Source organism: Heyndrickxia oleronia (genome assembly GCF_017809215.1).
GTDB classification, from domain to species: Bacteria; Bacillota; Bacilli; order Bacillales; family Bacillaceae_C; genus Heyndrickxia; species Heyndrickxia oleronia.
The window spans coordinates 5,149,912-5,167,527 of sequence record NZ_CP065424.1 but is presented as its reverse complement, the minus strand read 5'-3'; the positions used below and the strand labels follow the sequence as shown (position 1 = coordinate 5,167,527).

At 35.9% G+C, this 17,616-nt stretch carries 18 protein-coding genes; 8 read left to right on the top strand and 10 right to left on the bottom strand.

The genetic code is table 11. The annotated features are described in order from the left end of the window. The 7 genes from walK to rlmH all read left to right on the top strand — a co-directional run bounded on the left by walK (position 1) and on the right by rlmH (position 7,164). Positions 1 to 1,818, top strand: coding sequence for a cell wall metabolism sensor histidine kinase WalK (walK, locus tag I5818_RS25760; protein ID WP_071975504.1), 1,818 nt, complete (start codon positions 1 to 3; stop codon positions 1,816 to 1,818). Continuing rightward, positions 1,815 to 3,137 carry a YycH family regulatory protein gene (locus I5818_RS25755; RefSeq protein ID WP_078110207.1) on the top strand — a complete coding sequence of 441 codons (1,323 nt, stop codon included), beginning with the start codon at positions 1,815 to 1,817 and terminating at the stop codon, positions 3,135 to 3,137. Before walK ends, I5818_RS25755 begins: the two co-directional genes overlap by 4 nt. Then, on the top strand, positions 3,124 to 3,924 hold the full coding sequence (locus I5818_RS25750) for a two-component system regulatory protein YycI (protein WP_058005120.1): 801 nt from the start codon (positions 3,124 to 3,126) through the stop codon (positions 3,922 to 3,924). The genes I5818_RS25755 and I5818_RS25750 overlap by 14 nt, the downstream gene beginning before the upstream one ends. Positions 3,925 to 3,929: 5 nt before the next feature. Next, positions 3,930 to 4,724, top strand: coding sequence for an MBL fold metallo-hydrolase (locus I5818_RS25745; RefSeq protein WP_071976275.1), 795 nt, complete (start codon positions 3,930 to 3,932; stop codon positions 4,722 to 4,724). 256 nt (positions 4,725 to 4,980) lie between these two features. Then, entirely contained in the window at positions 4,981 to 6,213 is a 1,233-nt protein-coding gene (locus I5818_RS25740) for a S1C family serine protease (RefSeq protein ID WP_071976276.1), read from the top strand. Positions 6,214 to 6,442: 229 nt separating this feature from the next. Beyond that, positions 6,443 to 6,601, top strand: coding sequence for a CxxH/CxxC protein (locus I5818_RS25735; protein ID WP_071976277.1), 159 nt, complete (start codon positions 6,443 to 6,445; stop codon positions 6,599 to 6,601). Between the two features lie 83 nt (positions 6,602 to 6,684). Continuing rightward, the gene (gene rlmH, locus I5818_RS25730) at positions 6,685 to 7,164 is read left to right on the top strand and encodes a 23S rRNA (pseudouridine(1915)-N(3))-methyltransferase RlmH (protein ID WP_071976278.1); all 480 of its coding nucleotides are present in this window, start codon (positions 6,685 to 6,687) and stop codon (positions 7,162 to 7,164) included. Between the two features lie 82 nt (positions 7,165 to 7,246). On the opposite strand, the gene I5818_RS25725 is transcribed toward rlmH, so the two are convergent. From I5818_RS25725 to I5818_RS25700, 6 genes are all read right to left on the bottom strand, one after another. Beyond that, entirely contained in the window at positions 7,247 to 7,546 is a 300-nt protein-coding gene (locus I5818_RS25725) for an EVE domain-containing protein (RefSeq protein ID WP_235849649.1), read from the bottom strand. A gap of 132 nt (positions 7,547 to 7,678) precedes the next feature. Further along, entirely contained in the window at positions 7,679 to 8,071 is a 393-nt protein-coding gene (locus tag I5818_RS25720) for a rhodanese-like domain-containing protein (protein WP_071976279.1), read from the bottom strand. A gap of 20 nt (positions 8,072 to 8,091) precedes the next feature. Next, a complete protein-coding gene (locus tag I5818_RS25715; RefSeq protein WP_071976280.1) occupies positions 8,092 to 8,511 on the bottom strand; it encodes a MarR family winged helix-turn-helix transcriptional regulator in 420 nt (139 codons plus the stop codon). Positions 8,512 to 8,936: 425 nt separating this feature from the next. Further along, complete coding sequence (locus tag I5818_RS25710; protein ID WP_071976281.1) at positions 8,937 to 9,671, bottom strand: SDR family oxidoreductase; 735 nt, start codon at positions 9,669 to 9,671, stop codon at positions 8,937 to 8,939. A 145-nt stretch (positions 9,672 to 9,816) separates the two neighbouring features. Then, entirely contained in the window at positions 9,817 to 11,007 is a 1,191-nt protein-coding gene (locus tag I5818_RS25705; protein WP_062234393.1) for an MFS transporter, read from the bottom strand. Positions 11,008 to 11,030: 23 nt separating this feature from the next. Then, positions 11,031 to 11,288, bottom strand: a complete 258-nt coding sequence (locus I5818_RS25700) for an Atu4866 domain-containing protein (protein WP_062234395.1) — start codon at positions 11,286 to 11,288, stop codon at positions 11,031 to 11,033. Between the two features lie 182 nt (positions 11,289 to 11,470). On the opposite strand from I5818_RS25700, the gene I5818_RS25695 reads away from it, so the two are divergent. Continuing rightward, positions 11,471 to 12,379 carry an AraC family transcriptional regulator gene (locus I5818_RS25695; protein WP_078110208.1) on the top strand — a complete coding sequence of 303 codons (909 nt, stop codon included), beginning with the start codon at positions 11,471 to 11,473 and terminating at the stop codon, positions 12,377 to 12,379. A 327-nt stretch (positions 12,380 to 12,706) separates the two neighbouring features. On the opposite strand, the gene I5818_RS25690 is transcribed toward I5818_RS25695, so the two are convergent. The 4 genes from I5818_RS25690 to I5818_RS25675 all read right to left on the bottom strand — a co-directional run bounded on the left by I5818_RS25690 (position 12,707) and on the right by I5818_RS25675 (position 17,597). Then, the gene (locus I5818_RS25690; protein WP_209391836.1) at positions 12,707 to 13,837 is read right to left on the bottom strand and encodes a Ger(x)C family spore germination protein; all 1,131 of its coding nucleotides are present in this window, start codon (positions 13,835 to 13,837) and stop codon (positions 12,707 to 12,709) included. A 13-nt stretch (positions 13,838 to 13,850) separates the two neighbouring features. Next, complete coding sequence (locus I5818_RS25685; protein ID WP_078110734.1) at positions 13,851 to 14,936, bottom strand: GerAB/ArcD/ProY family transporter; 1,086 nt, start codon at positions 14,934 to 14,936, stop codon at positions 13,851 to 13,853. Between the two features lie 8 nt (positions 14,937 to 14,944). Further along, positions 14,945 to 16,429: a spore germination protein gene (locus tag I5818_RS25680; RefSeq protein WP_235849720.1), complete on the bottom strand. Its 1,485-nt coding sequence runs from the start codon at positions 16,427 to 16,429 to the stop codon at positions 14,945 to 14,947. 508 nt (positions 16,430 to 16,937) lie between these two features. Further along, positions 16,938 to 17,597: a DUF4097 family beta strand repeat-containing protein gene (locus tag I5818_RS25675; protein WP_078110732.1), complete on the bottom strand. Its 660-nt coding sequence runs from the start codon at positions 17,595 to 17,597 to the stop codon at positions 16,938 to 16,940. Positions 17,598 to 17,616 lie beyond the last annotated feature (19 nt).

Sequence of the window (17,616 nt, the reverse complement as noted above, 5' to 3'; positions counted from 1 at the left end):
ATGAAAAAGGTTGGATTCTTTCAGTCAATACATTTGAAATTTGTATTAATCTTTATTTTGCTTATATTAATTTCTATGGAAATTATTGGGGTTTACTTTGTTAACAAATTGGAAGAAAAGCTACAACAAAACTTCACGAGTTCAATTGAAGGTCGGGTAAAGAGTCTAGAATATTTAATTCGTGAAGCAATGAAAAGTGACAATAATACCAATGAAGATATGTCCAGTAAAATTCATAAAATACTATCTGATAATGAAACGAACGATATAGAGGAAATTCGCCTTATAGATAGTAATGGTGTGATCCTGGGAACATCTGATTCAAGCAATCAATCAGTCACAGGGCAGAGGGTTACTGATATTAACATTAAACGAGCACTTGTATCAGGTAAAAAATGGGATAGACGATTTATTGATAAAGCTGGTAAAAGGATTTGGGTTCTAGTTAATCCTATTCAATTAAATAGTAATGATACGGGTTATATTTATATCGTTGGGAAAATTGAATCTGTTTATAAAGAAATCAATGAGATTAATAAAATTTTCACTACTGGAACAGCCATTGCCATGGTTATTACAGCTATGCTCGGGATTGTACTAGCCCAGACGATTACGCGACCAATAGCTGATATGCGTAGACAAGCGATGGCAATGGCGAAGGGTAATTTCTCCAGGAAAGTAAAAGTATATGGAAATGATGAAATTGGTCAATTAGCATATAGCTTTAATCACATGACTAAAAAGCTTCAAGAAGCCCAAGCAACAACGGAAGGGGAACGGCGTAAATTAGACTCAATCCTTGCACATATGACAGATGGTGTCATTGCTACGGATCGAAAAGGGAAAATCATTCTGATTAATAATCCCGCTGCTGAAATGCTAGATGTTTCACGTGAAACAGTCCTCTCTCAAGAGCTAGTATCATTATTGAATATTGAGGATTTACACCAATTTGAAGATTTATTAAAAGAACAAGATTCGATTATCTTAGACTTTAGTACAAAAGAAGAACCGTATATTTTAAGAGCAAGTTTTTCAATTATACAAAGTGAAACAGGTTTTGTTAGTGGATTAATTACGGTGCTTCATGATGTTACCGAGCAGGAAAAAATCGATATGGAAAGAAGAGAATTCGTATCAAATGTTTCACATGAATTAAGAACTCCACTGACTACAATGCGAAGTTATTTAGAGGCATTAGCTGAGGGAGCAATAGATGATAAGGAAATTGCACCAAGGTTCCTAACCGTCACACAAAATGAAACGGAACGTATGATACGTCTTGTGAATGATTTGCTGAAGCTTTCAAAAATGGATAGTCGGGATTACCAATTGAACAAAGAATGGGTCAACATTATCGAATATTTCCATCATGTGATTGATCGCTTCGAAATGGCAAAAGATCAAAATGTTACGTTTAAACGTAAATTACCAAATGCGGGTGTATTTGTAGAGGTTGACTTAGATAAATTAACTCAAGTTCTCGATAATATTATTTCAAATGCATTAAAATATTCTCCTGAGGGAGGACAAATTACTTTTCGGGCGCGAGAACTAGAGGAAATGGTTGAACTTAGTATTTCCGATCAAGGAATGGGAATACCTAAGGATAATCTTAAGAAAATTTTTGAGCGTTTTTATCGGGTTGATAAAGCACGAACAAGAAAAATGGGCGGTTCTGGTTTAGGACTTGCTATAGCAAAAGAAATGGTAGAAGCACATGGTGGTGAAATATGGGCCAGAAGTGAGGAAGGAAAGGGCACAACGATTTATTTAACCCTCCCATATGATCGCACGCAAGAGGATGATTGGTCATGAAATATGAAACAATGAAAACAGTTATTCTTGTATTTCTCGTAGGAGTAAGTATTTATTTGACGTGGACATTATGGACTTTCCAAGTTAATTATGAGGAAATTAGCAATTCTGAGCCGGTAAAGGAAGTAGTTGAACCGAAGGAAGTAAAGGAAATTGTACAGCCTAATAAGTTGGTTTTTCACGAAAATGACCATTACGTTGGAACTACGAATGAAACCGAAATTAATCGTGTGATGGATGAGATAGCTGCTTGGAAATTCTATGATATAGGCGAAGCAAAAGCATATAGGAACAATGATATAAATAAAGTGCTGTATGGTCCGAATAAGCTAATCATAGAATTCCCAGATCTTGTTCCGTTTGAGCTTTATAAAGGTGTTCTACGTGTTAGTGATCGTGAAATACCTAATGAAGAATTTGATAAATTGGTAATTGATTTATCAAATCCATCACAAAAGGTGGCAACTGCCTATTTTATCAACACTAAAGATAATGCTAATAAAGTATTTAGTGGATCAGCGAGTTATACTAGTTTACAAGCATTTGTGAATAAAATTAAAAACAAAAATGAATCTTATGTTCCATATGATTCCTACAAAGTAACAAATGGCAGATCCTTATTATTACCTAAAGATAGTGTGAAACTTAACCGAAATAGATATTACTGGGATAAATTAGATGGAGATATTATTGAAAGATATAAAAATGCTTTATTTCCAGATCCGAAAGTCGTAGAGAAAAGTCTCGATGGAAATAATATCGGATATAATGACGGGACTAGCTTTTTGAATGCAAAAACAGATCTAGGTACAATATCTTTTATTAATCCGGGTGAGAAAACAGGGAATTATCATAATGGAAAAGACTTAATCAAACGTAGTATTGATTTTGTTAATCAAAATGGAGGGTGGAATGATGACTTTCGTTACTTCAGTAAAAATCAAGAAAAAAGCCAAGTCATTTTTCGCTTATTCATGAATGGAATTCCTGTTTTTAATAATAATCATCTTGCAGAGATTGTGCAAAGCTGGGGAGAATCACAGATATATGAATATGAGCGCCCATATATAGATGAGATGGGAAGCCTCCTAATGACTGATTATCAAGAGGTTGAATTACCTAGTGCTTCTAGTGTCTTAGAGTCATTGTTAAAAGATGATAAAATTGATCATAAAAAAATTGAAAATATCTTAGTCGGATATCAGCTTGATTATGATTCAATCAATAAAATCCTTCTCTTTGAACCGACATGGTACTATCAGTATGACGGTAAGTGGCAGCCATGGGATATTAAGGGGGAGAAATATGGATTGGAATAAAACAAAGTCGATGTTTATATTTGTATTTCTGATTCTTGATATATTCTTATTGGTCCAGTTTTCCCGCCAATTTGAGGAGAGTAAAATAGAGAGATTAAAGGATCCTTCATTAGAGGAAAAACTAGAAAACAATAATATCAAATATTCAGGATTACCAACTGAAACATTGAGAAGCCAATATGTTAGTGCTAAAGTAAAGAAGTTTACAGAAAAGGATATAAAGGAATTAACTGAACAGGATATAACGATCGGACCCAATAAAACAACGCTCAAATCAAAATTTAAAAAGCCAATAAAAATAAAAAGTGGAAATGACCATGTTCTAATGGAGAACATTCTTAAAGAACGTATTCTGTTTGGGGACCAGTATAAATATTGGAAATATGATAAGGACAAAAAGGAAATTGTTTTTTATCAGGTGTATGAGAATAAGGTTTTCTTTAAAAATAAAAATGGACATGTTATCCTACACTTAAACGATAAAAATGAAATTGAATCCTATGAACAAACATTTTTAGAAAATGCGGAGAAAAGACGTGAAGAAAATGTTTTACCCGCAATAACGGCGATAGGCAATCTTTTGGATAAAAATTTAATCATGCAGGACAGTGATATTAAGGTAGATTTAGGCTATTATACATTAATTCAACAAACTGAATCACAGGTTCTCGTTCCAACATGGCACTTAATTGTGGAGCATGATAAGAAAAAAGAGGATTTATATGTCAATGCCATCGAAGGCCGAGTGATACCGAAGGATGATAAAGAGAATGAATCATTGGAGTGAAAATAATGTCATTGCATTTTAGTGTACTTGCTAGTGGAAGTACAGGAAATGCGATATATGTTGAAACAGATAAACATTCCTTTTTAGTTGATGCGGGACTAAGTGGGAAGCAGATGGAAGCCTTGTTTCAAAAAATTGATCGCAAACCGGATAATTTAGACGGAATTCTTGTTACACATGAGCACAGTGACCATATAAAAGGTGTTGGGATACTAGCACGTAAATATAAATTACCCATTTATGCTAATGAACAAACGTGGAAAGCAATGGATGGATTAATCGGAACGGTTCCAACCGAGCAAAAATTCCTATTTGAGATGGAAACGATAAAAACATTTGGATCATTAGATATTGAGTCCTTTGGTGTTTCACATGATGCAGTAGAACCAATGTTTTATGTGTTTAATCAAGGGCAGAAAAAGCTCGTAGTCATTACGGATACAGGTTATGTTAGTGATCGAATGAAAGGAACCATTTCAAATGCCGATGTTTTTATTTTTGAAAGCAATCATGACGTTCAAATGCTAAGAATGGGGAAATACCCTTGGAGTATTAAAAGAAGAATATTAAGTGATGTAGGTCATGTTTCAAATGAAGATGCTGCCATTGCAATGAGTGAGGTAATCGGCGACGCCACTAAGAGAATATACCTTGCCCATTTAAGTCTTGATAACAATATGAAAGATCTTGCTAGAATGAGTGTAGCTCAAACCCTCGAAGCACAAGGATCAGGGGTTGGTCATCAATTTGATTTATTCGATACTGATCCAAAAATCCCAACTCCACTTACAGCGGTGTAATATTGGTAAAAGAGTAGAAAATCTTTATATCCAGGTTTTTTACTCTTTTTTTTGTGGTAAATAATCTATAAAATTGGCTGTTTTTCGATGAAAATACATACTTCTATATCATCCTATGATCCCTTTAAATCCCAATTTAATTTACATTCATATGAATTCTTAATGCGGTTTAATGATATTTTAATAATTGCTGATTATAATAAGGATATACACAAGGTAAACTATAGGATATAGATATCGAAAGGACTGGTGTAGCGTGGGTTATTATGATGATCATGAAGAGAATCGCTATAAACAACCAAATAGAAAAAAAGGCGGTTCTTTTTTATCTGGATTAATTGGAGCAATTATTGGAGCACTTATTGTCGTACTAGCATTTCCTGTTATCAATGGTGTGACAAATAATACCTCAGATAACGAAACAACATCTACAGTAGAAAATAACCAAAACAGCCACAATAATGTAACAGGAAAAACAGTCTCACTTGATGTGACTACCGATATTACCAAAGCAGTGGCAAAAGCCGAAAAAGCAGTAGTTGGGATTGCTAATATTCAATCTCAAAGCTTCTGGACTCAGCAGGGGCAAGGAGATCAATCCCAGGAAACAGGCTCTGGCTCAGGTGTCATTTATAAAAAAGAAAATGGGAAAGCCTTTATTGTGACGAACAATCACGTGGTTGAAGGGGCAGATCAATTAGAGGTAACTCTATCCGATGGTAAGAAATTACCTGCAAAATTATTAGGCAGTGATGTATGGACTGACCTTGCTGTTGTTGAGGTTGACGGTAAAGAAGTGAGCACAGTTGCAGAGTTTGGCGACTCAGATAAATTAAAGCTTGGTGAACCTGTCATCGCCATTGGGAATCCACTTGGACAGCAATTTTCAGGTTCTGTCACACAAGGAATTGTATCGGGTGTAAATCGTACAGTACCAATGGATTTAAATAATGATGGATTAGAGGATTGGGAAGCAGAAGTATTACAAACAGATGCAGCAATCAATCCTGGTAACAGTGGTGGTGCGCTAGTAAACGTATCTGGTCAAGTTGTTGGTATTAATTCAATGAAAATTGCACAAGAAGCAGTAGAAGGGATCGGCTTCTCGATTCCAATTAATTATGCTGAGCCAGTTATTAATGATTTAGAGAAATACGGAAAAATTAGAAGACCAGCTATGGGTGTGACTTTACAAAATGTAAGTGATATTCCAGCCTATCATCAACAAGAGACATTACGATTACCAAAGGATATGAATCAAGGTGTGATGGTTGAAAGTGTATCACCGGGATCTCCAGCTGGCAAAGCAGGAATGCAAGAAATGGATGTTATTTATGAATTGGATGGCCAGAAGGTAAATAACATTCTTGAGTTAAGAAAGTACTTATATAATAATAAAAAACCTGGCGATACTATGAAGGTGAAATTTTATCGCCAAGGAAAATCAAAAGAAGCAACATTAACATTATCGAATGAATCCAACCTATAATTCACATGTGAATAATTTAAAGGAAGGCCTAGTGCCTTCTTTTTTTGTTTGGTTCTTATCTCAAACATCCTTTGTTTATATTAGTATGTGGATAAGTGAGCTTGCACGATTTAAATAGTAGAATCTTGAGGCTAGGCTTTCCCCATGTGGATAAATCATGTAAAATATCTGGTGGATGATTGAGAAGACTAAATGGAAAGAGTACTTTTAAAATAAAGGGGTGAAATCGATGGTTTACGCATGTGCGGAACATGTTGAATATGCGCTGGAAATCGCTACAGAACAGAGGATGGAAGCACCAAATTTTGAAAAAATTGATGAGAAAAACAACTTATCCACAAGTTGTGAATACTGCAAAAACCCAGCAATATATCTTGTGGGGAACTAATATTCCCCTACAAAATGTGGATAGTTTTTGTGGATATGTGGATAAGTGCTGTGGATATAATGTTTGCAAAGTGGGGGTAATCTGTGAATATCTCAATAATTACAGTAGGAAAACTAAAAGAAAAATATTTAAAACAAGGAATCGATGAATACTTAAAACGCCTCACCGCCTATGCGAAGGTCGAAATCATTGAAGTCCCCGATGAAAAAGCACCAGAAATTTTAAGTGAAACAGAAATGGAACAAGTCAAAGATAAAGAAGGCGAACGAATCCTCGCAAAAATTCACCCCGATACCCATGCCATTGCGCTAGCTATTCAAGGGAAAATGAAAACCTCAGAGGAACTAGCTGATACAATCGATAAGCTAGGTACATACGGAAAAAGTAAAATTGCCTTTGTGATTGGTGGATCATTAGGATTAAGTAAAGCCGTCATGGACCGTTCAAATGAAAGTCTATCATTTTCCAAGATGACTTTCCCGCATCAGCTGATGAGATTGGTATTAGTCGAGCAGGTGTATCGAGCGTTTCGGATTAATCGGGGGGAACCGTATCACAAATGATGGTAAAGCAGAAAAATGAATTGGTCGTGGACAGAGAATTTCTTAATAAGTTAAAGGGAGATTAGAACACTCTAGTCTCCCTTTAAACTTCAATCATCTTTTCCGAAATTAGTTTAAAATCTTTTTCACTTATCTCTAAATGACCAAATCGAAAAGGATATCCCCAACGCTTCTTATTCTTAATGAAAGTGAGGTGTAGGATTAATGGATCAATAGATGTTTCTGTACAACTAATAAAATCTATATTTCTTCGGAAAGGTATGAAATCATTCCCCATATCAAATTGAAAAACATCATCATCGATAACTTTGCCTATTGCAGTGAACTTTTGATAAGGAGTAGTTTCTTGCATACTTTCCTTTGAAGAGTAATTATTATCCAATCACCAGTGTTCATCTTTTTTAAGGGATCCTCTTTTCCATGACAAAGTTGAGCAAAACCATCACATATTCCCTTCATTACATGCTCCCGAGACGCAACTCCAATCCAATATCTTATACTAGTGTGCATTGAATCAGCATCCACAATTATCAGAAATATTATCAACCTTTGTTGTATCTGAGACAGGAAAGTTCATTTCTTGCCATGCCGCGATTCCTCCGGTCAACTCTTTAACTTTATAATCTTGTTCCAATAAAGACTTTGCTACTTTGGCAGCAGTATTGCACCAGACATCCCAGCAATAAACGATAATTTCCTTATCCTTTGGTATTTCATTTAATCGGTTTGGTAATTCTTGTTCATGTATAACATTAGCATCCTTAATTGTTACACTTCTTACATGAATTGGACCGTTTCTAACATCGATTAAGAAGTATTTCTCAGGATCCATTTGCTTAGATCTCATAAAATCCATAGGGCTTATTGTTGCTTCAAGACGTGCATTAAAATAATCAAGTGCATTCATATTCTAGAATCTCCTGTTCTTTATAGTGATTTCCAAACCTTAACAAGTAAATCTTTAAGTAATTGCTTTTCATTATGATTTAAAGGGGCTAAAACTCCTAATTCTATATTGTTTAAAAATTCCCAACGCGAATCCAATACATCATTGCCTTTTTCAGTAATCATTAGACTGTAGGATCTTCTATCATTAGGATTTTTTGCCCTTTCAACAAATCCCAAAGTTTCCAAATGATCAATGTGACTGACCATAGTTGTCCGATCAATTTGTAGGTTATCTGAGATATCTTTTTGTGATGAATAAGGGTTTTCCTGAATAAATAAAAGTACTCCATATTGCCTTGCATTAATATTAAAGGGGATAAGTCCTTCAGCAAACTTATTTTCCATTTGTTGGAGAATTTTTCCGAGCAAAAAACCATATGATTGATTCCATTTATGCAACTAAATATCCACCTCCTATGATAATCAGTTAATTATATAATCAGTATAACTGATTAATTTTTGAATAGCAAGTGTTATAATATTTATAGCGTTTTACCATAAATACAACGGAGAACCGTATCAGAAGTAAATGAGTTTATCTGATAAAATGAGAATAGAGCCTATGCAAAAGGTAATTCACCTTGCATAGGCTTTAATATTATTAGTGTTCAATTTTGGAGTGACTTACTTTTTCATAAAGACAAAAACTTCATTTATTTTTCCATAACCTGAATAGTGGACATTTTGAGTATAGACCTTGATAAAAAACAAATAGAAAGAGCCTGTTTTTCGAAAAAGATTGAAAAAAACAGGCTCTTAATCACATTAATTAATAGAAATGACTTCAATTAAGATTGATAATCTTTATACCGTATATTTAAGTTTTAATTAGCTGCAGTTGGTCTTACAATTATCTCGTTTACATCAACGTCTGCAGGTTGCTCAATCGCAAATAAGATTGTGCGAGCAATAGCATCTGGTGAAATAGCAATCTTCCGATACTCTTTCATCACCTGGCTTGCTTCGTCATCCGTAATACTATCAGCCAGTTCAGATTCGGTTACCCCCGGTGAAACGATGGTTACGCGGATATCATCGCAAACCTCCATACGAAGCCCTTCAGATATAGCCCGGACTGCAAATTTAGTTGCACAATACACAGCAGCAGTCGGTGAAACGGTGTGTCCCCCAATTGAAGAGATATTAATGAATTGACCAAAACCTTGTTCCTTCATAATTGGAAGCCCTGCTGCAATGCCATGAAGTACGCCGCGAACATTAACGTCGATCATACGATCCCATTCGTCAACCTTCAGAGCTTCAAGTTTTGAGAGGGGCATCACTCCTGCGTTATTCACGATCACATCAACTTTTCCAAATCTGTTTTTCACATAGTTGATGAGTTCTTCCATTTGATCCCTTTTGGTGACATCCAGTAAGCTATAATCCGCTAAGCCACCTTCTGAACGAATTGCGGATGTAATAGCCTCTAGTTTTTCCGTGCGTCTTGCTCCTAATACAACATGTGCACCGTTTTGAGCAAGAAGACGTGCAGTAGCTTTACCGATACCGCTGCTTGCCCCCGTAATTACTACAACTTTCCCTGCAATGTTAGACATGTTTTTTCCCCCTTAGATTTTCTCACTTTTTCTCGATTTCTTTACATACTTTAACAACCATTAAGAAACCCGTCCCGTTCAGTTGGCCGAAAGGGGTTGTTACCGGTTTTGGTTGCTTGGCTCAACGAAATTTCAATTTACGACCCTATGAGTTGATAATGGATTGTCCACCTAGCGCTTGGCTGGAAGTAGATCTGTCATATCTACGTGATAAGAACACTGCTCCCACCGCAAAAGCGGTACCCACCGCCGCGACCCAGGTAACAGAAGAGAGTGATATTTGCTCTACGGCAGCACCACCGATTCCAGCTCCAGCTGCCATGGCAAGCTGAATGGTTGAATTATTCAAGCTAAGCATTATGCCTGAAGATTCAGGTGCTAGCCTGATTAAGTGTAATTGCTGCGGAGGACCCGGAGACCATGTTGAGCATGACCATATGACTAACACCGAGATCAAAATCACCGGTGATTGGGCAAAAAGCATGATTAGAAGTAATGCTGCGACATTAAGTGATAATCCTCCGATTAGGGTACGATGAATGCCCCATTTGTCCGTGCCGAAACCTCCAAACTTAGACCCGATCAAGCTTGCGATACCAACCGCAAATAAAGTGATGCTCAAAGTTTTATCACTCATTCCGGTTACTGTCAGAAGGAACGGTGAAATGTAGGAGTAAAAAATGGAGTATCCGACAATCCAAAAGAAAGATACAGATAATCCAATCAACATTTTTGGTTGCTTCAGTAATGCGAGCTGACTCCGCAAGGGTACAGGAGCTTCTGCAGCCATTCGCGGAATTGTTATTGCAATAATGAATAGCGCTAATAGTCCGACTAAACCAATTCCCCCGAAAATTGCCTTCCATTCGTAAGCCGAGGAAATCACTCTCCCAATAGGGACACCAAGAATCAAGGAAGCCGTGAAGCCCATAAGGACGGCCGCAATCGCACTTCCTTCCTTGCCTGGCAGCGCGACCTTGGTCGCTATCGTAAGGGAGGCAACAACCGTGACCCCTGCGCTTATACCCATGAGGATCCGGGAAGCGATAAGAAGTTCATATCCCGTTAACATATAGGCGAGTACATTGCTGATGACAAATAAGGTTAGAGCATAAAGTAACAGTTTCCGTCGTTCCATACGTGCTGTTAAAGCCATAACAATTGGAGTGCCAAAAGCGTAAGAGAGTGAAAAAATAGTAATTAACTGGCCGGCTGTTACCAATGTGACTCCCGTTGATTCCGCAATCTTATCTAGAATGCCGGCGATGATATACTCCGACGTTCCAACTAAAAAACTAAGAACCGCTAATGTGTAGATCTTTAAGGTACTGGACATGTTGTTCATTTCCCCTTGTTTACTTATTTTTCTCGATATAAAATCATCCCTGCGTGGTAGAGAACGCCGTTACGAAAATCCCCGTCAGCTGTGAAACCGGTATCGTCTACATAATCGATATGATCCCCATTAATAATATAGCGGCCTTGATAGGCGCTTTTCCGATTGCCACGCGCCTCGTCGTAACGTCCGTTAGGCAGAAGCTCATGTCGGATATATCCGTCACGGGTAACCCACATGCCTACATAAGATGTTTGTTCTTCATTGTTTCTTTTTTCCATTTGTGATTTCTCCTTTTACTGTGGTTTGTGAAGGTTACTTCTCAAACAACAGTATGGAGGATATTGGGGTAGATACGGTAGTCGATTCGGAGAGAATTATTGCACAATCGTCCAAAATGTATAAAAATATATGTAAGAGCTATCGGAGCGAAAGAAAGGGAGTGTATGATAATTACATGACAATGAATGAGGAAATCACGAGACAACAGCAGGAATTGGCAAGTCTTATCGATCGCCATACACCTAACTCTGGAAAACATGATACAGCTATTTCTTCTTTAAAATTATTTCGCTATCAAGGAGAGAAGCAACCGATCTATTCGGTCTATGATCCTGCGTTGTGCATTGTCGCACAAGGAGCAAAAATGGTGATGTTAGGACAAGAATGCTATGACTATAATCCAGCGTCCTATTTGGTTGCCTCCGTAAATTTGCCGATTACCGGACAAATCATTCAAGCTTCTCACCAGCATCCTTACTTAAGCCTTCAACTGAATTTTAGTACGGATCAGATCGTAGATATTATCAAAGCGTCTCATTCGGAATGGGGTGATAAGGAAGACTTGGGGCGAGGCCTGTTGGTGAGCCAAACGAGCCAGTCTCTTCTTGACGCTGTATTGAGATTAGTTCGGCTTCTAGATTCGGATCGACATATTCCTGCTCTTGCTCCTTTGGTCATTCGTGAAATTCTGTACTGGATTTTGCAGGATGAACAGGGAGGGGCTTCGATCCGGCAGTTCGCCGTGGCCGGCAGCCATGCTGAGAGGATTGCAAAAGTGATTAGTTTCATAAACCGTAATTTCGCTAAGCCTTTACGTATGGATGAGTTGGCAAAAGTCGCAAGCATGAGCCCATCTTCATTACACTTTCATTTCAAAGAGGTTACCGCAATGAGCCCCTTGCAATATCAAAAGCAATTAAGATTGCAGGAAGCTCGCCGCCTATTGCTTTTAGATATACCTGAAGCGGCGAATGCCGGATTCCAAGTGGGTTATGAAAGTCCTTCTCAGTTCAGCCGTGAATACGCTCGAATGTTTGGCCTGCCTCCATTAAGCGATATCAAGCAACTTCGTGAGTCTTTAGCTGAGTAGGATAGCCGAGTCCGGAAAAGGGACACAACCCGGTCTTTAAAATTCAAAGTAAATTAAAAAATAACAGGGGGTGAACTACTGCTACATCTAATTTTTTTAAGTATCTACAGATAGCATTCCAGACATGTGGATTTAACCTACATGGGTTCTAACATTGGTCGCCATGAAATTTTTATACGTAATCTTTATTATTCTTAACTTTTTGCTACCTTTAAAGCGTTACGGTGAACCGTATCATAAGTAAATGAGGTTCTTCTTCGTTAATATTCTTGAACGTAATATACTTGAAAGAATAAGATAGTAGAGTTTTTTTCTCTACTATCTTTACTAATCAACAGCACCTGTTCGTTTTATTTCAACCTTAATAGTTGATTTTAACTTTAAACTTGAATACTTTTCCCGCAAATCTTTATCACTTAAATTGGAATATTTTCTGATGCTTTTTATTTTTCTTCCAATGCCAATTGGATCAGTATTTAATTTTCTTAACTCCTCAAGAAAATCCCCCAATTCTTTGCTTAGTTCTTCCCCAAGCAGTTGCTCCAGTTTTTTTATAGATTTCTTATTGTTAAGAGTAATTACAGGCTGTACTTCTATAGTTGAAACCTTAATAGTTGCGTTTAGGTAAAAGTCATCTTCGTTAGATAGTTTAACTTTTCCTCGGTGCTTTATTGGGCGAATTGTAATGTTAAATTTATCTCCTTTTGGCTTTTCGACTAGTGGTATTCCCTTTTTTTCTAAAACCTCTATAGGAATGTTTAATGTTATATCTCCCAAAGAAGCCCTGCGATTGGTGAATAATTTTATGAAAAAGGTTTTTGTCAAAGAAATAGAACCGACCATTTTATCATCCTTTAATAATGCCACCTTTTCAATATAGGGTGCTGCACCATTCTTATTCGATATAATAGGCAAGGTAGGATCGATGCCAATTTCATATAGAGTGGAGAAAAAATCACGCAGGTTGGAGTTTATTAACATTTCATTCCTTTCTTGCTTTTCCAATAGTTGATAAATATATGACCCCATCTCAGGGTATTCTTCATAGTGATTATTTTTAATGACTTCTTCAGTATTGTTTGTAATAGCCAAAAATATTAATGATCCAATGCTGCTGTCTCGTTGCATTGTATCTAAAAAAGATGAAATTCCTATCTTTTCACTTATATCTTTATCAAATAGTATTGTCCTCAATTGTCCAGATGTAATGTCGTGGCTTGTTTGTTGTTCTAACCTTTGTCTTATTTGTTTGCTTGTACTACCGATGGCAGAAATGGTTTCACTTGTTTTTTCTTCTTTACGGTCAAATTGCAACAAGCTAATAGAGCCTTTATATGTATCTTTATCAAGTAAATCATAACCAATAATAGTTGAAATCCCTTGCCTTTCTAATATTTTTCCAGGGGGCGAGCATGCAGTACAGAGAAGACAACAAAATAGAATAAGCCATTTTTTCATCTTTTCAACTCCGTTAAGAATGTGAAAAAATTTTAGATTTAATGATTGAAATGAAATATAACAAGATTGGATAGATAAACCATAGGTAAAAGCCGACATGACCAACTTGATCAAACAAAAGGTTATTGTCGACTCTTTTGGTGACAAAAAAACTCGTGATAAAAATGATTATTGAGATTAGCCATATACCATGTTTTTGTTTTAAATGAAATATTTGTTTTACTCCTTTTGAAGAAATGAACAGGTATAAACATAAATTTGGAAAAATAACCAATATCCATAATGGAACGGCAATAAATTCAAACCGCTCAAGAAATGGAAAATGGACCGCGCTTATCATACTGACCACAGGCCAAATATGTATTTCTAATTCCTTTGGACTAAAAAATAATATCGAAATAACAGTTGTTATAAATACAATAAGTGTAGTAAACCAGATTGCTAATTGACTGAAAAAAAGCAGCTTTTTTTTCTCCTTTATAAATGGAAAAATAAAAAATAAAGTTTCAAAACCTAACATTGTAATACTGGTTTTAAATACTCCTTTCATTATTTGTGCTGGGGTTGCAGACATGACGGGCAAAATTCTAGTGAAGTTTATCGATTCAAGTGGTTGATAAAAAACAAATAACAGCCATATAGTCATTAAGAAGGATATGAAACATATCCCTGCAATTACTCTGAATCCGCCAGATACGGCATAAATGGTTACTAATAATAGCACTAAAACACCTACCCATTCATCAACTCCTTCATATCCCCATGTCAGGGACAATTCAACATAAGCGATGATGATAGAGTAATGTGCTGCAATAAAGTAAATAACCATAAAGGTATTGATGATACTGCCTATAAAGCGGCCAAATAAATTCTCGTGTATTTCATAAAGATTATAGTTTTCATATTTACCAAGGATGTTAATTATCATCCAAATGATAACACTAATGAATAGTCCAGATAGTAGAACACTGATCCAGGCATCTTGCTTAGCTTCAAGAAAAACAATTCTAGGGACGCCAAGTATGCCCATTCCGATTTGTGAAGTGTGAATGATAAAGTAAGCAATATAGGCGTTTACAAAACTAATATTTGATTTCATTATCCACCTCAAAATTCATCTAAATCGTTTTCTGTTTTTTTAAATTTCCATCCTATCCGGAATACGTTTAATGGACGATTGACAACAGGACGTTTCCTATAAAAATGATGTGGAAGCCGTATGAGAAAGTATTTTAAATCCTTTATCCTAAACGGGTATAGAGGTGCAAGATAAGGTCTATTTAAGGATGTCAACTTTAACAAGTGGACAACCAGTACACAGACACCAATCATAATCCCATTCAAACCCCAAACACCTGCTAGAATAATGAAAGGAAATCTGGCAATTCTTATAGCAGTCCCCATCTCATAAATTGGAGCTAAAAAGGCCCCTAATGCACTAAATGCCACGATAATAATTAAAATATTGCTAGTTAAGCCAGCCTCAACAGTTGCTTGACCAATAACAATCCCTCCAACAATCCCCATTGTTTGACCTACTTTTGATGGAAGACGTGCCCCTGCCTCTCTAAGTAATTCAATTAATAATTCCATTAATATTGCTTCTAGTAAAGGGGGAAATGGAACTTGTGAACGTGATTGCCCAATGACAATTAACAATTTAGATGGTATAAGTTCAAAGTGATAGGTAAGGATTGCAACATAGAATGCTGTAAAGAACAGTGATCCAGCCATAGCCAAGAACCGTATAAATCTTATGAAAGTACTCAAAGACCAGCGTAAATAAATATCTTCTGTTGATTCAAAAAACGAAAAAAAATTAGCAGGCCCAATAATAGACACTGGGCTTCGATCTAATAGGATACCAACCCGTCCATTTAAAATAGAATAGAGAAATCGATCGGGCAGCTCTGTCATGATAAACTGAGGAAAAAAAGAATAATGATTATCTTCAAGACACTGTGCCAAAACTGAACTGTCACTTATATCATCAATTGTAATATTTTCAAGCTTCTGCTTAAGTGTTTTTAGTATGTCTTCATCCGTTAAATCTTTAATGTAAATAATTCTTAATTTCTTCTTAACATGTTCTCCTATTTCTAATTCATCCGTACACAAATTAGAATTATTTAGATTTTGTCTGATAATTTTTATATTAGAAGACAATGATTCTGTAAACGAAATTTTAGGGCCGTATACCAAAGATTCAGTTTCTGCTTTCTCGATGGATCTTTCAATTGGATTAGCACAATTTACTAAAAGGGCTTTATTTTCTTTTAATAAGTAAATATAAACAAATCCATTTAAAAGTGAAGAAATAATTTCTTGTTCCTTAAAGTCAATCTTTACCTCGTCAATAGGGATATTCTTCATTAAATAAGAATAGGTTATATCTTTTTTGGGCAGCTGTTGAATGAATTTAATAACATATTCATTAACTGTTTCAGCCTTAATTAAATTTTTCATAAAGACAATTTCCAGACAATCTCCAGCGACCTCAATTGTCCTGCAAAGTAAATCTGGTGATTGGTTGAGGATATATTTAATTTTTTTATAATTTGGGCAGTTATTGATATTTGGTGTGTTTGCCATTTGAAAAATCCTTAATAATTTTTTCTTATTATTTGAAAAGAAAACCATTTTATCCATAGCTTTATAAAAAAAAGTCCACAAAGTAGTTTATGGACTTTTTTTGAATTGAATTGTAAAAGATAAAAGATGTAATAAACTGTGTGGAAACAGGATAAGTTGCTGCGTAATCAAAGAGGGTGATAAATCCTCATTTAGATACAACACGGAGAACCGTACCACAAATAGTGGTAAAGCAGAAAATTGAGTTAAGAGTGGAAACAGAAATGCTAATCTGCATATAAATGCTGGTGCTATTGAGCTTTATGAAATGAAATGGCTTGTTGAACTATCAAAAGTTGTACAAAACTTGCAGAATCCATGACTTATTATTACGAAGGGTCTTTTTCAGAAAAGAAGCGGTGACCGCTTTCCCATTGAATACCGAGAAGCGATCACCGCTTAGCATATATTATTTTTCGTTGTCTACATAACAGGGTCTTTCTTTGCGATTAGATCCATTCAAGATGTTTTATTTAATTGTTATATTTCCAGAAGTGGTTTGGAGTTGCACATTAAATGAACCATCCCCCGTTTGTCCCTGTGTCTTTCTGTTACTTTGTTGACGATTTTCCATAGGAATAGCAACAGATCGTCTTCCACTACCAGATTGCAAAAGCCAATGTATATTGGAGTCTTTGTTATCAAGATTTAAAAGAATGTTGCCACTTTTGACAGAAACATCAATGTCATTATTTATTTCTAAATAGTCTAGCGATACATTACCACTTTTTCCTTTAATATTAAGTTTTTTTGTATACAGATTTTTTATGTTTGCATTGCCTGAAGAACCGTTAATCGATACTTTTCCCTCATAATCAATTGGAATGCGAACGGATAGCTGAGGCATTTTTCCGATATTTACTATTTCTTTAAAGTCACTCTTTAACCGAATATTGATTGCTCCTTTCTCCTCATGAATAACAATTCCAGGTCCATCACTATTGAGCCAGGAAGCTTGAAATGACTCTATATCCGCTGATTCTACTACTAATGTTGTGCTCCCATGATCAATGTTGAGGTTTTCTATTCCCTTAATTGCCACAGTTTGCAAATCTTCTTGTTCATTAGAACTACAAGCACTTAGAAAAAGAATACCTACCATTAGCAGACAAATATAGTATTTATTCATTGAATCACCTCTTCATTTT

What these genes read in the sequence shown, in the direction of transcription:
- I5818_RS25680 (WP_235849720.1), bottom strand. Translation starts at nt 16,429, where the DNA reads ATGGCAAACACACCAAATATCAATAACTGCCCAAATTATAAAAAAATT.
- I5818_RS25710 (WP_071976281.1), bottom strand. Translation starts at nt 9,671, where the DNA reads ATGTCTAACATTGCAGGGAAAGTTGTAGTAATTACGGGGGCAAGCAGC.
- I5818_RS25675 (WP_078110732.1), bottom strand. Translation starts at nt 17,597, where the DNA reads ATGAATAAATACTATATTTGTCTGCTAATGGTAGGTATTCTTTTTCTA.
- I5818_RS25750 (WP_058005120.1), top strand. Translation starts at nt 3,124, where the DNA reads ATGGATTGGAATAAAACAAAGTCGATGTTTATATTTGTATTTCTGATT.
- I5818_RS25745 (WP_071976275.1), top strand. Translation starts at nt 3,930, where the DNA reads ATGTCATTGCATTTTAGTGTACTTGCTAGTGGAAGTACAGGAAATGCG.
- I5818_RS25695 (WP_078110208.1), top strand. Translation starts at nt 11,471, where the DNA reads ATGAATGAGGAAATCACGAGACAACAGCAGGAATTGGCAAGTCTTATC.
- I5818_RS25700 (WP_062234395.1), bottom strand. Translation starts at nt 11,288, where the DNA reads ATGGAAAAAAGAAACAATGAAGAACAAACATCTTATGTAGGCATGTGG.
- I5818_RS25690 (WP_209391836.1), bottom strand. Translation starts at nt 13,837, where the DNA reads ATGAAAAAATGGCTTATTCTATTTTGTTGTCTTCTCTGTACTGCATGC.
- I5818_RS25705 (WP_062234393.1), bottom strand. Translation starts at nt 11,007, where the DNA reads ATGTCCAGTACCTTAAAGATCTACACATTAGCGGTTCTTAGTTTTTTA.
- I5818_RS25735 (WP_071976277.1), top strand. Translation starts at nt 6,443, where the DNA reads ATGGTTTACGCATGTGCGGAACATGTTGAATATGCGCTGGAAATCGCT.
- I5818_RS25755 (WP_078110207.1), top strand. Translation starts at nt 1,815, where the DNA reads ATGAAATATGAAACAATGAAAACAGTTATTCTTGTATTTCTCGTAGGA.
- walK (WP_071975504.1), top strand. Translation starts at nt 1, where the DNA reads ATGAAAAAGGTTGGATTCTTTCAGTCAATACATTTGAAATTTGTATTA.
- I5818_RS25685 (WP_078110734.1), bottom strand. Translation starts at nt 14,936, where the DNA reads ATGAAATCAAATATTAGTTTTGTAAACGCCTATATTGCTTACTTTATC.
- I5818_RS25720 (WP_071976279.1), bottom strand. Translation starts at nt 8,071, where the DNA reads ATGAATGCACTTGATTATTTTAATGCACGTCTTGAAGCAACAATAAGC.